Consider the following 14,931-nt stretch of genomic DNA (forward strand, 5'->3'; position numbering starts at 1 on the left):
GAAACCCAAAAAGAGACCACAACCACCCAAGATGTACCCAAGACCATCACTTGATGACCCGATCCCGTGGGATAAAGTCAATCAAGTCTGGTATAACCCAGGCTACAAAGTACAGAATCTAGCAGATGTTGTTCCAAGCACACCAGAGTGAAAGTGAGTGGCGAGTGGCGAGTGGCGAGTGGCGAGTGGCGAGTGGCGAGTGGCGAAAAAACTAAAGGGTTGACTCTATAAGTCAACCCTTTCATGTCACTGTCAGTTAATAAAAACTTGCGGCTCTTTTAGCGCGGCGAAATGTTGGATAAACATTTCACATGAACCGTGATCTCTTCACGGTCATGATACAGATGCTTAGCTTGCAGACGGAACTTAACACCGTTTTCAATCATAAATATTTTCAAGTTTTCAATATCTTGCAGTACTTCGTCGTAGCGGCCTTTCATCGGTAGTTTGAGGTTAAAGATGGCCTCTTTAGCCCAACCACTGATGATCCACTCACCCATCAATTGTGCTACGCGTGATGGCTTTTCAATCATGTCACAGACTAACCAAGTAACGTTCTTACGAGCTGGCTCGAACTTGAAACCATCTTCTTGGTGATGCTTAACCTGACCCGTCTCCATTAAACTATCCGCCATCATGCCGTTATCAACCGAGTGAACAAACATTGAACGTTTAACGAGCTGATACGTCCAGCCACCTGGACAAGCACCTAAATCAACACCCCACATACCTGCGGCTAAACGCTCATCCCATTCTTCACGAGGGATAAAGACATGGAAGGCCTCCTCTAGCTTAAGCGTAGAACGACTCGGTGCATCTGCCGGGAATTTTAAACGCGGGATCCCCATAAAGAATTGAGAGTTATTCTCTGGTAGAGAGTAACCAACAAAACAGTGCCCAGAGGCAACAAAACAGATATGCAACACAGGCTTTTTAGGGCTATCTTTTGCAAAAAGAATACCTTTACCACGTAACGCCTGACGCATTGGGACAGTGAATTTACGACAGAACTTAAGCAATTCTTTAGCTTCATTGGTATCTGGTGTTTCAATGCGGATATCACCACAACGAGGCATACTATCAACATCGTTCAACGCTTCAAGCATTGGAGAAATACGGTCTTCTCGTGGGAGATCTTCAATTTCAGTGGCTACCGCAAACATCTGACGAGCAAAAATCAGCGCTTTAAAATCCAGCTCTTTTACCAGTTTTTCTGCATCACCATCTTGGTAGCATTCAAACAGCACATAACCTGTATTCTTCTTGAGGCGTGGGAAACCAAACACTTCTAACTGAGTGGCTCTATCTTGGATTTCTCCGGCACACTCTTTTTCAAAGCCACTACGGCAGTAGAGCATTAACTGTTTCACTGATTCACCTCTTTAGTCTGTAGTGCTGCGTAGACAAACAGTCCCCACCCAAGCATAAAGGTTAAACCACCCAATGGCGTAATTGGACCAAACCATTTGATACCGGTTAACGCAAGTGCGTAGAGGCTGCCGCTAAAACAAAAGATGCCGATGATAAAGCAAATCGCTGCAAGGGCGAAATATTTTTGTGACTTTGGCTGCAATTTAACCTGCAGTAATAGACCACAAACCACAATCGCCAACGCGTGAATAAACTGATACTGAACGCCAGTGTTGAACACACCGATAAGATAAGGTGACAGCATCGACTTGAGGCTATGGGCCGCAAAAGCGCCTAATCCAACGCCTACCCCCATTAATGAGCCACCGAATGCCAATAGGTATTTACTTTTCACCGTACACCTCAAGTATAAAAGCAGCGAGATTGTCCACTGCCAAAGCAATATTGCTTTGCTCGCTGTGGCCTGAACGTACTCGCGGCTTAAAGCTATGATCGCCATCTGGGATAAACACGGTCTGAACGCTTTCTGATAGACGAAAGTCTTTCAACTCTTCACGTTTACCAAACGTATCTCGTTCTCCTTGCAAAACAAGGCATGGCTTAGACAGCGTTGCTAAGTGTTCGCCTTTGTAGTTTTCCGGCTTACCAGGAGGATGAAATGGAAAACCTAAACACGCGACGCCAGCCACCAAAGGGGCATCTGCGAGTAAACTTGCCATGCGCCCACCCATCGATTTGCCGCCAATCACAACGGGAGTATCCCCAGCAAGCTCACCAATCACTTTTTGAAAGGCCTCAAGCAGCTTAGGCGCTCTATCTGGCGGACGCTTCTTACCATCTTCCGCTCGCTTGACCATGTATGGAAAGTTAAACCGTACAACCTCAATACCTTTGTCTGCGAGTCCTTTAGCAACCGAGTTCATAAACTCATGATCCATCCCTGCACCGGCACCATGGGCGAAAATAAACAGAGGATCGGATGACTTGCCATCACGTAAATAATCAGTCATCCAGCAACTCCTCTTGCTCGCTCTGTGCTTTCGCTAACATCCAATCACGGAAAGTCGCAATTCGCCCCATATCGGCTTGTTTCTCGTGGCAAACCACATAAAACGCATTTTTAGATAGCAATACTTCATCGAATGGCGCAATTAAACGACCCGCTTCCAGCTCAGGTTGTGCCAGAACATTGTTTCCGAGAGCGACACCTTGGCCGTGAGCAGCGGCTTGTAACACCATGGTTGAGTGACTGAATATCGGTCCGTGATTGACATTTACCCCTTCAATACCATTTTGTTTCGCAAACTGTTTCCAATCTTTACGAGATGTGTCGTGCAGCAAGGTATGCTGCTTTAGATCACTTAGAGTTTCTAATGGTTTGTTACCTAAAAGTAACGATGGTGAACAAAGTGGGATCAAGAATTCTTGGTAGAGTTTATCGGCACGTAAGCCAGGCCAGTTACCTCGACCATAATAGATAGCAACATCAACATCATCAGTCAGTGAACCCTCATCCATATCCACTGCCTTGATACGTACATCGATATCCGGTTCTTGCTGGTTGAAATCGGCCAGTCTAGGCACTAGCCACTGGATAGCAAAACTAGGTGGCAAACTGATCGTTAACGCCCCCTTCTCACTACGCTCTAGCACTTTGTCAGTAGCTTCTGCTAAAGATGTAAAAATATCCTTTATATCGAGAAAGTAGCTTTGCCCTTCTTCTGTTAGTAGTAACGAGCGATTTCGACGTCGAAATAGCTTTAAGCCGAGGAATTCTTCTAGCGCTTTAATTTGGTGACTAACCGCAGCCTGAGTCACAAACAACTCCTCTGCCGCACGAGTAAAGCTCAAGTGACGAGCAGCAGCCTCAAACACTTTCAATGAGTTTAAGGGAGGTAATCTTCTAGACATAGCAGCCTTCTAAAAAGTGGATTAGTTTTTTTAATCTGAAACATTATAAAATGTCCATTGCCTGACGACCAGAGAAATTCTATATTTCACCCCGCAATGAGGAATCAGAACGGCTTGGTTCCCTTTTGAATCAATTGACTTCTTGTTGCGATGTTGTGTTTGCAAACTCGTATTTCGAGTTAGGTAGGTTTCTACCAGTTTCGTTGAAAACAACGAAACATATACTTCCTGTATTTATTTTGACCTGTCTGTCAAATTTTTTAGCACCGCCTCTATGGCGGTGTTTTTTTATGCGCGAAATTTATAGATATAAAAAAAGCGCAAATCGAGTGACCGATTTGCGCTTTTTAATAACCTTGAATTTACCGAGATTAAGGGCGGTAAACCTTCACGTTATGGAAGCCCTGCTCTTGTAGGTAAAGAGCCTGTAGGCGGCTCATTACGCCTCGGTCACAGTACAGCAGGTAAGTCTTCGACTGGTCTAGATCACCAAACTGAGTGCCTAGTTTGAAGAATGGAATGTGTTTAACCTCTACCCCGTCAATTTCTAACGGGTTATCGTCTTCCTCTTCAGGGCTACGAATATCAAGTACAATCGCATGCTGTTCAATTGCTTGAACTTGCTCAACTTCAGGAGCCGCTTTTTCTGTCTCTTTAGCAATATCACGAATATCCATCACTCGCGCGTCACGGACAACTTGCTCAAGGATATCGAAATCGAATTTCTCTTCTTCAGCGTCCAGTTTCGCTTTAATCGCTTTAACCGTTGGCTTCTTAGAAATCACACCACAGTACTCTGGCATTGTTTTCGCGAAGTCTTCAGTGCCGATATCACGAGCTAGGTTAATGATGTCTTCTTTATCCCAGTTGATCAGTGGACGTAGGATTAGCGTATCAGTCACATTATCGATATGACGTAGGTTGGTCAGAGTTTGGCTTGAAACCTGACCGAGTGCCTCACCAGTCACCAAAGCTTCAATCTTAAATTTCTCTGCCACCATACCCGCAGCACGCATAAACATACGCTTAAGAACAACGCCCATTTGGCCGTCATCCACTTTCTCTAAGATCTCGCCTACAACAGGCTCAAAGTCTACGGAAATAAAACGTACTTTTGCCGAAGAACCGTATTTATTCCATAGGTAGTAAGCGACTTGCTTAACGCCAATTTCGTGCGCTGGACCACCTAGGTTAAAGAAACAGTAATGTACTTTAGAACCACGTTTGATGTGCAGGTAGCTAGAGACGCCCGAATCAAAGCCACCAGAGATCAAGCTAAGAACATCTTCTTGTGTTCCCAGAGGGAAACCACCAAGACCTTTGTGACGAGCGATTACTTGATTTAGCTTTTCATTTGCGACTTCAAGTTTCACGGTCACATCTGGGTTGCGTAAACGAACACTCGCACTTTCTACCGCTTGGTTCAGACCACCACCGACGTAACGCTCTAATTCAATTGAAGTAAAGTCATGTTTACCACGGCGCTTAGCACGTACCACAAAGGTTTTCCCTTCAATAAGTGGACGATTTAGCTCTAACACCTGTTCGTAGATGTCATGCAGATCTTTGAACTCTGACTGCTGAACTTCCAGTACATGGTGGATACCTGGAGTTTGCGTCAATACTTCAAGAGTCTCTTTGTAGTATTCAGATGACTCAGAAGTCACTTCAATATGGTCACGGCGGTTAAAGACAGCAACAGACTCTGTACGACTCTTGACGATGTTACGGATATTGCATTCAAGAATCTTTGTGAAGCGCTTACGCACAGACTCACTTTTTACAAAAATTTCTGGATGGGGCTTTACGATAAATTTCATAATTCACTTCACAAGTTAACTGTTTCGCTAGTTTAATGCTCTATTAGAGCGTAGCAGCGGTCTTTCGCCATGTACTGCCTCTAAGGGCGCAAGATTATACATGAAGCAATGCCCATAAAAAAGACGAGCTTTTTGCTCGTCTTTTTAGCTTGCTATTGTAAAGCAGTAACTTCGTCACTCAGAAGTGGTTCACCTTGCATAATACTGATTTCTACTCGTCGATTTCTTGAACGTTGAGCTTCAGTATCATTTGGCCCCAACGGCTCTGTATCTGCCATACCCCTCACTCGGAGACGTTGGTGATTAAACCCACGTACCTTCTCCATTTCTTGAGCAACAGAGACAGCACGCTGCGCCGACAGATCCCAGTTAGATCGGTAGAGTTCAGAATCAATACGTTGATTGTCTGTATGCCCTGATACTCTCACAACCCCCGGAATGTCTTTGACCAAATCGGCTATCTGACGCACCAAAGGTCGGAACTTAGGTTGTAAGAATGCTGAGCCTTCTGGGAACGCGCCTTTTTCTCTAATGCGTATATCTATTTGCTGACCGAGATTTTCAACTTCAATCGCGCCTTGCTCTATCTCGCGTTCTAGAGCTTTCTTGATACTTTCCATTACAGTTTCAAGCTCTTGAGACATCTCAGCAGACTGTTGCTGCTCATTATCCGACTCAGAATTTTGATTGTTCTGCGTTGAAGTATCTGGTGATTGTCCACCAGTTAAGGAACCTTGATCCCTTTGAGTACCACCAGCTCTATCTGATTCACCTTCGTGAAATTCAAGCGTCTGCTGAGTAATATCGATGGTCTGTTGCATAATCACGTCAATCGGTGTTGGCTCAGGGCGACCTGGCCTAAACTCTTGCGCAATGATACTGGTACCTTTAGGGATATCTTTCACTTCAAGACGGTTTTGAACACCAAATGCAAACTTCATCGAACCTGCGATCTGTTTGAACTTCAGTACGTCCATCTCCGAAAACGAAAGAAGCAGTACGAAGAAACACATCAATAGTGACATCAAGTCTGCAAATGTTCCCATCCAAAGCGGGAGGCCGGGCGGCGGACATTTGCAGTCGTTATCATCATCCATAACTGCGTCCTTACTCGTTATCTACGTCAAGAGCACGTTTACCTTCATTGAGGTAGTTTTTCAGATAACTATCTATCACTCGAGGGTTTTGGCCATCTTGGATTGCTAAGACGCCATCCATAATCAGACGACGATTCAATTTTTCTTGCTCACGGCGCAGTGAAAGCTTGTCCGCAATCGGGAAAAACAACATGTTAGACAAGATCGCACCGTATAAGGTTGTCAAAAGCGCAACCGCCATTGCAGGACCGATCGCTTTAGGATCATCCATGTTAGACAGCATCGCAACCAGACCAACCAGTGTACCGATCATCCCCATCGCAGGCGCAACGTCACCGAATGCTCTGAAAACACTCGAACCAAAATCATGTCGCTCATCCGTCAGCGCGATGTCTTTTTGCAGCGCGGCACGAACAACATCAGCATCGTGACCATCGACGAGTAAGTCGATGCCTTTTTGCATAAAGCTGTTACTGATCTCCATCTCCTCAAGGGCAAGAAATCCACCTTTACGAGCTGCGTCAGCCATTTCAACCACTTTAGCGATCAAATCTTCAGGCTCATCAGCTTTGAACATAAAGGCTTTACCGGCGATCTTGGCGGCACCAAAAAACTGCCCCATAGTGAACTTCATCAACACCACGAAGGTAGAACCACCCACCACGATAAGTATTGATGTGACATCGACGAACATCATAATGCTTCCGCCGAGTATCATCGCCATGACAACGAAAGCCAAACCGCCAATCAGTCCTATCAGCGTTGCTAAATCCACAGAGCACTCCTCATGCTATCTTTGAGCTTCTAACAAATTATATCGGCAACATCTTCAGATCTTTAGTATTTTATTGATACCGCATTCACATAAATATAGATGCTTACCCCATTCTGAGTACTAGGCCTTTAACCCTATTATTTACTTGGCTACATAAAATGAACGCTTTAACTCCATTTTTCTGACAAATTTACTCGGTTAAATTTGACCATCATTAATGGCTAAGGTAACTTTCGAGCATCTTTACCTGTGTAGAAAAGTTATGGCGAGCAAAAAACCGGAAAACATGACCTTCGAAGCGACGATTGAAGAGCTCGATGCGATTGTAGAAAACCTCGAAAATGGTGATTTAGCATTAGACGATGCACTCAAGAACTTTGAGCGTGGTATTACGCTTGCTCGCGCAGGCCAAGCCAAACTCAGTGATGCTGAACAACGTGTCAGTATTTTGTTACAAAACGATGACGAATCGCCACTGAGTGATTTCGATGCTCTACCAGAGTAATTGAACGAGAAGATGTCTGTTATGCAAGAGGCACTATCCTCACTACAACAACGAAACAATGCCCAGTTAGAAAACTGGCTCAAGTCATTGCCCCATCAAAACCTACCTCTTATCGAGGCGATGCGTTATGGCTTATTGCTTGGTGGCAAACGCGCCCGTCCGTTTCTGGTCTATATTACTGGCCAGATGCTCGGATGCGAACTTAACGACTTAGACACTCCGGCTTCCGCTGTTGAGTGCATCCATGCTTACTCGTTAATTCATGATGACTTACCGGCTATGGATGACGATGAACTGCGTCGTGGTCACCCAACCTGCCACATCAAGTTTGACGAAGCGACCGCTATCTTGACGGGTGATGCACTGCAAACCCTTGCGTTTACCATTCTCGCAGAAGGCCCTTTGGCTCCACATGCAGAAAGGCAACGTATTCAGATGGTAAAGGTGCTTGCCGATGCTTCCGGTGCCAATGGTATGTGTATGGGCCAAGCCCTAGACTTAGCCGCAGAAAACCGCAGCGTAACGCTCGAAGAGTTGGAAGAGATTCACCGCAACAAAACGGGGGCGTTAATGAAATCAGCCATTCGTTTAGGCGCCTTAGCCGCCGGTGAAAAAGGAGCGCAAGTCCTGCCGCTTCTAGATCAATATGCCGATGCTATTGGTCTCGCTTTCCAAGTCCAAGATGACATTCTAGATATCATTAGTGATACTGAAACCTTGGGTAAACCACAAGGTTCTGACCAACAATTAAACAAAAGTACCTATCCCGCTTTGCTAGGATTGGACGGAGCTATAAACAAAGCTCACACTCTGTTAAATGAAGCTCTTCAAGCTTTGGACGCAATCCCATACAATACAGAGTTACTCGAAGAGTTCGCCCGATACGTCATCGAGCGCAAGAACTAACACTATAAGCGCGCATTTATATGACTCTTGATATTTCGAAATATCCGACACTGGCTCTAGCAGATACTCCTGATGAGCTGCGCAGCCTTCCTAAGGAAGTGCTGCCAAAGCTGTGTGATGAATTACGCACTTACTTACTTAATTCAGTAAGTCAATCCAGCGGCCACCTAGCTTCTGGTCTAGGCACAGTTGAACTGACTGTGGCGCTTCACTACGTCTACAACACACCTTTTGATCAATTGGTGTGGGATGTTGGTCACCAAGCGTACCCGCATAAAATCCTAACGGGTCGTCGCGACCAAATGCCAACGATTCGCCAAAAAGATGGTTTACACCCCTTCCCATGGCGTGAAGAGAGCGAGTACGACACACTATCAGTCGGCCACTCTTCGACATCGATCAGTGCTGGCCTTGGTATGGCTATCAGTGCGGGTAAAGAAGGCAAAAACCGCAAAGTCGTTAGTGTGATCGGCGATGGTGCTATCACCGCAGGGATGGCATTTGAAGCCATGAACCATGCGGGTGATGTCCACCCTGATATGCTGGTGATCTTAAACGACAATGAAATGTCGATTTCTGAGAACGTTGGTGCTCTGAACAATCATTTAGCTCAAGTACTATCAGGAAGCTTGTACACCTCGATCCGTGAAGGCGGTAAAAAAGTACTGTCAGGTGTCCCCCCGATTAAAGAGTTGGTTCGTCGTACTGAAGAACATCTTAAAGGCATGGTGGTACCAGGCACTCTATTTGAAGAGTTAGGTTTTAACTACATCGGCCCTGTCGATGGCCATGACGTAAATGAGTTGGTCAAAACTCTAAAGAACATGCGTGAACTAAAAGGTCCGCAGTTTTTGCATATCATGACCAAAAAAGGCAAAGGCTACGAGCCAGCAGAAAAAGACCCGATTGGCTACCACGGCGTGCCTAAGTTCGACCCGAGCCACAACTCCCTGCCAAAAAGCAGCGGTGGACTGCCAAGTTACTCAAAAATTTTCGGTGACTTCCTGTGTGATATGGCGGCTCAAGATCCTAAGCTTATGGCGATCACTCCCGCTATGCGTGAAGGTTCTGGGATGGTTCGCTTCTCTAAAGAGTATCCTGACCAATACTTCGATGTTGCGATTGCTGAGCAACATGCAGTGACCTTGGCTACAGGCATGGCCATTGCTGGCGATCACCCTATTGTGGCGATATATTCTACCTTCTTGCAGCGTGGCTACGATCAGCTCATTCACGATGTTGCTATCATGGATTTACCGGTAATGTTTGCTATAGACCGTGCAGGGCTGGTTGGTGCGGACGGTCAAACTCACCAAGGTGCCTTTGACCTGAGCTTTATGCGCTGTATCCCGAATATGGTCATCATGGCGCCGAGCGATGAGAACGAATGCCGTCAAATGCTCTACACTGGTCATCAACATACTGGCCCATCGGCTGTCCGTTACCCTCGTGGTACAGGCATGGGCGTTGACATAGAGAAACAGTTTACTGCATTAGAAATCGGTAAAGGCCGCCTAGTTCGTCAAGGTGAGAAAATCGCTATCCTCAACTTCGGCACCTTCTTAGGTAATGCACTTGAGGCCGCACAAGCACTCAATGCCACGGTAGCGGATATGCGCTTTGTCAAACCACTCGATGAAGAGTTGATTAAACAGCTTGCCGCTGAACACGACGTCATCGTCACCATCGAAGAAAACGCCATCGCTGGCGGTGCAGGTTCTGGCGTAGTCGAATTTATGATGAGAGAGAAACTTATCAAGCCAGTACTCAACCTTGGCCTCCCGGATAAGTTCATTCATCAGGGTACTCAAGAAGAGCTGTATCAAGAGCTTGGCCTTGATGGCAAAGGTATCGAAGTTGCTATTCGTCAATATTTAGCAAGCTAGTTAAACAGCTTGCAACCTATCCAATGCCCTCTCAATGAGGGCATTTTTGTCTCCGCTCTCCTACGATCTTAGATCGCAATTACCAAAGTAAGCATTAACATTTGGGAATAATATTCCAGAACAATGACTGTAATTTGCTGCGTTGCTTACTTGTAGGCACACTTTTTTTGATATGTGAATCAAAACTATAACGAGGCAAAACCATGAATCACAAATACATTCTCACCAAACAGTCGCAATACGCTGGTGAACACGAAATTCATAATGCCACAACGGGTTGTACATATATGCCAAGGGTGGAGAATCTCATCAAACTAGGGCTTCATTCCTCAAGTCAAAGCGCCTTAGAGCATGCAAAAAACACATTCCCTGAGCTTAAAATAAACGGCTGTTATTATTGCTGCCACGCCTGTCACACGTCATAGCAAACCATAAAGAAACCACTCACGTTGCTCAATACTGGCGCGTGCCACCTTTACTAGTCCATTAGGCTAGAATCAGCTCGTCATTACATTATGACGAGCTTTTTTATCGAGAAAGGTCAATCTCAACGTGATCAGTTTAAGGCGCTGACCAGCCAAACTCAGCACACAGTTTTTGCCACGTTTCATCTAACCCCGCTTCAATGGTAATTTCTCGCTGAGTAAATGGATGAACAAACTTAAGGGAAGAAGCGTGAAGCAAGAGTCTATGCGAGTCGTACAATTCTCTAAACAACTTGTTGTGTTTACCGTCACCATGTGTCGTATCACCAACGATTGGATGGCGTAGATGAGCCATATGGCGTCTGAGCTGGTGTTTTCGTCCAGTCAGTGGCTTCATCTCCATTAAGCAGTAACGAGTGGTCGGAAAGCTCCCCGTGGAATGGGGGATTTCGACTTGAGCCAGTGGTTGATAGTCAGTGATCGCTTCTTGTGCTTCTTTATCTTGGCTAGCATGCTTATCTGCAATTTTGTCCAACTCAACCTTAAGTGCATAGTCGAGACGACCGGATTCCATGATCCAACCGCGAACAACCGCATGATAGGTTTTTTCCATCTCGTGATTCGCAAACATCGGCATCACTTGAGACGCAACCTCACTTGATAATGCAAAAATAAGAACCCCGGAAGTCGGTCTATCCAAGCGATGAAGCGGAAAGACATGCTGACCAATTTGGTCACGCAATGTTTGCATGACAAATTGAGTTTCGTGCTTATCCAGCCAACTGCGATGAACTAACATACCCGCAGGTTTGTTGACGGCAACGAAATACTCGTCTTGATATACGATCTCCAGCACTAGCGGCATTCCTCATCTAACTTTTGAATAATTGTAACTAAAGATGTTAATTGCGGCTGTTCTTTCCAGCACTCCTCAAAGTAAGGCGCAATTGAAAATCCGCTCGGTAGTGGCTGATTTTGTTCTATCAGCAAACGGATACGGGCAATGAAGATCCACTGCAACCACTCGCTTGGCGTTAAGGTGTCAATGGCAAACGGCTGATGACTACTCAGAGCCTGTTTGCTTGGGGGTGTCGCTTGCCATTGACCAAGTTGTTGCATCAACAACTCTAACTCGTCGATAAGCTCGGTCAATTGTTTCACTTTTGTCATTAATCTTTGTTTGGAACCTTGAAAATTGGCAATAGAATACCATTTATAGAGTAAATAAAGTTAGGACAATTGCTTCAATGGAAACCATTCATACTCTCACTCAACTCCTTACCGACAGTGATTGCCAATATCAGGTCTTTGATCTTGGACGTCGTATTAAACAGATCGACGCAAAGGTCTTTGCTGACGCTGAAAAAGGCCAGCTTGCCTATCCCTATCCAATGCAGCGTAAGGCACACATCGCTATCGCCTACTGGAATCAAGAGCAGCAGCCTTGGATTTGGTTTCTAAAATTTGAATTAGATGAGCGTGGCTTACTTAAACAAGCAGATATTGGTAACTTCATCAAATATGTCATTGAAGCAATGGGCACGCGTCTTAGCCAAGAGCTAAGTGAAGAGCAACAAGACAAACTGGCAAACAATCCCTATACCTTTAAGCCGGCAGACGACAAAATGGCGGTCTTTCATAGCCAAGTCCGCGCGGCGATGAATTTACCTTGCAGCCAGTACTACGAACATGCGCAATTATACTTTGCAGGCGAGTTGGAATGGGATAAATGGCACACAGTTGGTTTACAAGGGGTGACCGATATCTGTGCGCGACTTGGGCAGGAACAAAATGGCGTCAACGTTCGTAAGGCACTAAAACATCTGCCTTCCGAACCTCTCTATGCCTTGCTAGGTGCGCTTGAACATACCGAGTTACCAACAAAACTCGCACAAAACCTTGCCGAAATGGCTCAGACACAGATTGACAGTCACGATCCAGATCTCTTTCTACTATCCGCGCTCACGAGAGCCTTATCCGGAGCAGAGGAAGCCATCGCTCAACCTATCATTGGTAAGATTCTTTCAAGTGCGCGTTTGAGTCATCAAGAGGTACTGATTGGTATCGCGGGACGATGTTGGCACTGGTTAAGAGAGGCCGATATTGCCGAACAATTCCTACTGCGCCTCGCACAGACGGGCAACCAGACACTGTTTAACCAGCTATTCGCCGATTTGGTTATGCTCCCTGAGCTTCGTATGGTACTGCTTCCTTTGCTTCACTCCAGCCCATCAGAAGAGTTGGCAAAAGCACTGATTAACCTACAGCAAGCCGCTAAGGCGTAATTATGATTTATGACCTGTTCGCCATCCTCGCACTTGCCATTGTATGCCTAATTTTTTGGCAACAAAGACGTCAGGCAGAGTTAGCGAAAAGTATCGCCTCTCGAAAATGTAAAGAGCTCGATTTGCAGTTGCTGAGCGTGGCGCTTAAAGGTCACAAACTGAAAACGCCAGACGGTGTCTGGCGTTGGCATTCGGTTTATCAGTTCGAGTTTTCGTCGCTTGGTGATGACTGCTATCAAGGCCACATCTTTATGCAAGGTTTCCAACTAGCCAAGGTGGAGTTGCCGCCACATCGGATGTAAAGACAAACTCATCATAGGGACCAAACGTATCTTGTTTGTGGGCATTCAATACGAAACCAAGTTTCTTCAGAATTCGAATCGACGCCTCATGATCGACATTGGCGGTAGCGATAACTCGCTCTAGGTTCAAATCTCTTGCTGCTTTGGAAAAGAAAGCCTGCACTACTTCACTGGCAATACCCCTGCCCCAGTACTCTTTGTCAAAGATATAACCAAGCTCAGGAAGCGTGTCTAAATCAGAAATAAACACGTGTCCCATGTACTCTCTTGTGTGACTATCAAGCACTGCCATCGCAAATATGGTGCGATCATTGAGTACTTTCTCAAACTGGTTTTTAGCAGAAGATACCGTCTGTGCTCCATTCATCTGAGCACGGTTAATAGCACAACAGTTGAGCATCAAAAATTCAGATTGTAGAGAGTCGTTATAAGGGACCAATAACGATCGGCGAGTCACTATCGTCATGACACATCCTTGTAAGCAGCAATAATTGTCTTTTAAAACAAAGCCGAGAAGTTAAACCAACTGATGGCAATCTTTATTGATCTAGAACGTTTTTTGGCACGTTGTTGTTTGAGTTTTTCTAAAGGTGAGATCTAAGAAAAGCCCCGATACGTTAGTATCGGGGCTATAGTCTTACTCGCAGCAGTCCGGCTACAAAAGTTGCTCCATGCATCTTCCATAATAGTTACTGAATCCTTCAGTATTGTCCTAACTTCGCCGTCCTAGCGGTGTCCTAATCATCCTGATAGCTAACATCCCCGTCAGCTCACTTCACTTGTTCCTTGAGCGGTGTCCTTAGTATCATCCTGATACTGTCCTGACCTCATCCTCGAGGTGTCCATTGTCTTTCCTTAGTCACCAACCATCCTAGCTAGTGAACGTATCCATACAATGTCCTTTCGCTCCATGCCTGATCAACTATCCTAGTCAACCATTCTTCTTCCTGAAGACTCCAATCCTTGGTTTTCCTGTTCCGAGTCAGCATCCTACCGACAGGTTCTAATTTACCCTATTAGCGTTTAGGTACAATCCATCTGTAAAAAATAATTTTTGACTTCGTTGTTCACAAAAGCACCAAAGCATTAAATATCAATAATTTACAACAAAAATTCCATCTATCCGCCCGTTTAAAACACAGATTGTCTTACAACACTTGTAAGATATATCTCACACGACTTTTCTTAATTTTCCATTAGTCAATAAATCATAGGACCAGTATTATTACCCTTATCAGCACAATGGAGGTTTTATGCTTACTCAAGACGTTAGCCAAGAGCTAAGAAGTATCCTTGAACAGTTACAATCAGAAGGGAAAGAGCCAACGGTTGCTCTGGTGAAGGCTAGATTGAGCACGACTGTACCCATGCCAGCGTTGATCACAACAATCAAAAGCTGGAAAAGCGCAAACCACGTACCCAAGGTAGAAGTCGCCGCTCAAAGCTCAGGTTCTGAAATGGAGCGAATAGCTGAACTCGAAGTGCAAGTCGCCAACTTAACAGAAAGACTTATAGCGCTGGAGAAGAAGCTCGATATCTAAGTGGATATCACTGGGCTGATTCATTTGACAGCGATGGAAGCCGTGAACCACTCTTTTAAACACAAACAAAAAAGGCTTGGCGTATTGCCAAGCCTTTTAGTGTCAAC

General features: G+C 45.3%; 16 protein-coding genes. 6 read left to right on the forward strand and 10 right to left on the reverse strand.

What is annotated here, in order from left to right:
- Positions 1–278: 278 nt before the first annotated feature.
- The 7 genes from rlmM to pomA form a co-directional block, all read right to left on the reverse strand.
- Positions 279–1,370 carry a 23S rRNA (cytidine(2498)-2'-O)-methyltransferase RlmM gene (gene rlmM, locus QTN94_RS11510; RefSeq protein WP_331427714.1) on the reverse strand — a complete coding sequence of 364 codons (1,092 nt, stop codon included), beginning with the start codon at positions 1,368–1,370 and terminating at the stop codon, positions 279–281.
- Positions 1,367–1,765, reverse strand: coding sequence for a DUF423 domain-containing protein (locus tag QTN94_RS11515; protein ID WP_331427715.1), 399 nt, complete (start codon positions 1,763–1,765; stop codon positions 1,367–1,369). The genes rlmM and QTN94_RS11515 overlap by 4 nt, the downstream gene beginning before the upstream one ends.
- Positions 1,755–2,381 (reverse strand): alpha/beta fold hydrolase, encoded by a 627-nt coding sequence (locus QTN94_RS11520; protein ID WP_331427716.1) that lies wholly within the window; start codon positions 2,379–2,381, stop codon positions 1,755–1,757. The genes QTN94_RS11515 and QTN94_RS11520 overlap by 11 nt, the downstream gene beginning before the upstream one ends.
- The gene (locus QTN94_RS11525) at positions 2,374–3,282 is read right to left on the reverse strand and encodes a transcriptional regulator GcvA (protein ID WP_138971806.1); all 909 of its coding nucleotides are present in this window, start codon (positions 3,280–3,282) and stop codon (positions 2,374–2,376) included. The genes QTN94_RS11520 and QTN94_RS11525 overlap by 8 nt, the downstream gene beginning before the upstream one ends.
- 371 nt (positions 3,283–3,653) lie before the next feature.
- Entirely contained in the window at positions 3,654–5,102 is a 1,449-nt protein-coding gene (thiI, locus tag QTN94_RS11530; protein WP_331427717.1) for a tRNA uracil 4-sulfurtransferase ThiI, read from the reverse strand.
- Positions 5,103–5,254: 152 nt separating this feature from the next.
- A complete protein-coding gene (locus tag QTN94_RS11535; protein ID WP_331427718.1) occupies positions 5,255–6,199 on the reverse strand; it encodes a flagellar motor protein MotB in 945 nt (314 codons plus the stop codon).
- Positions 6,200–6,209: 10 nt separating this feature from the next.
- Positions 6,210–6,974, reverse strand: coding sequence for a flagellar motor protein PomA (gene pomA, locus QTN94_RS11540; protein WP_138971802.1), 765 nt, complete (start codon positions 6,972–6,974; stop codon positions 6,210–6,212).
- A 262-nt stretch (positions 6,975–7,236) separates the two neighbouring features.
- Between pomA and xseB the strand changes: the two genes are divergently transcribed.
- Genes xseB through dxs form a run of 3 tightly spaced genes read left to right on the forward strand, consistent with a single transcriptional unit; the run spans position 7,237 to position 10,271 of the window.
- Positions 7,237–7,479 carry an exodeoxyribonuclease VII small subunit gene (gene xseB / locus QTN94_RS11545; RefSeq protein ID WP_138971801.1) on the forward strand — a complete coding sequence of 81 codons (243 nt, stop codon included), beginning with the start codon at positions 7,237–7,239 and terminating at the stop codon, positions 7,477–7,479.
- A gap of 21 nt (positions 7,480–7,500) precedes the next feature.
- Positions 7,501–8,385: a (2E,6E)-farnesyl diphosphate synthase gene (gene ispA, locus QTN94_RS11550; RefSeq protein ID WP_331427739.1), complete on the forward strand. Its 885-nt coding sequence runs from the start codon at positions 7,501–7,503 to the stop codon at positions 8,383–8,385.
- Positions 8,386–8,405: 20 nt separating this feature from the next.
- Complete coding sequence (dxs, locus tag QTN94_RS11555) at positions 8,406–10,271, forward strand: 1-deoxy-D-xylulose-5-phosphate synthase (protein WP_138971800.1); 1,866 nt, start codon at positions 8,406–8,408, stop codon at positions 10,269–10,271.
- A 561-nt stretch (positions 10,272–10,832) separates the two neighbouring features.
- Here dxs and truC read toward each other — a convergent pair.
- Together truC and QTN94_RS11565 are read right to left on the reverse strand one after the other, a co-directional pair.
- The gene (gene truC, locus QTN94_RS11560; protein WP_331427719.1) at positions 10,833–11,561 is read right to left on the reverse strand and encodes a tRNA pseudouridine(65) synthase TruC; all 729 of its coding nucleotides are present in this window, start codon (positions 11,559–11,561) and stop codon (positions 10,833–10,835) included.
- Positions 11,552–11,866 carry a YqcC family protein gene (locus tag QTN94_RS11565; RefSeq protein ID WP_331427720.1) on the reverse strand — a complete coding sequence of 105 codons (315 nt, stop codon included), beginning with the start codon at positions 11,864–11,866 and terminating at the stop codon, positions 11,552–11,554. The genes truC and QTN94_RS11565 overlap by 10 nt, the downstream gene beginning before the upstream one ends.
- 77 nt (positions 11,867–11,943) lie before the next feature.
- Between QTN94_RS11565 and QTN94_RS11570 the strand changes: the two genes are divergently transcribed.
- Positions 11,944–12,981: a DUF3549 family protein gene (locus QTN94_RS11570; protein ID WP_331427721.1), complete on the forward strand. Its 1,038-nt coding sequence runs from the start codon at positions 11,944–11,946 to the stop codon at positions 12,979–12,981.
- Between the two features lie 2 nt (positions 12,982–12,983).
- A complete protein-coding gene (locus QTN94_RS11575) occupies positions 12,984–13,283 on the forward strand; it encodes a DUF3301 domain-containing protein (RefSeq protein ID WP_138971819.1) in 300 nt (99 codons plus the stop codon).
- Here the strand turns inward: QTN94_RS11575 and QTN94_RS11580 are convergent.
- Positions 13,231–13,749: a GNAT family N-acetyltransferase gene (locus QTN94_RS11580; RefSeq protein ID WP_331427722.1), complete on the reverse strand. Its 519-nt coding sequence runs from the start codon at positions 13,747–13,749 to the stop codon at positions 13,231–13,233. The genes QTN94_RS11575 and QTN94_RS11580 overlap by 53 nt on opposite strands.
- A 787-nt stretch (positions 13,750–14,536) precedes the next feature.
- On the opposite strand from QTN94_RS11580, the gene QTN94_RS11585 reads away from it, so the two are divergent.
- Complete coding sequence (locus QTN94_RS11585) at positions 14,537–14,824, forward strand: hypothetical protein (RefSeq protein ID WP_331427723.1); 288 nt, start codon at positions 14,537–14,539, stop codon at positions 14,822–14,824.
- The last annotated feature ends 107 nt before the right edge of the window (positions 14,825–14,931 follow it).

The sequence above is a fragment of the Vibrio sp. M250220 genome (assembly GCF_036533795.1).
Classification (GTDB): domain Bacteria; phylum Pseudomonadota; class Gammaproteobacteria; order Enterobacterales; family Vibrionaceae; genus Vibrio.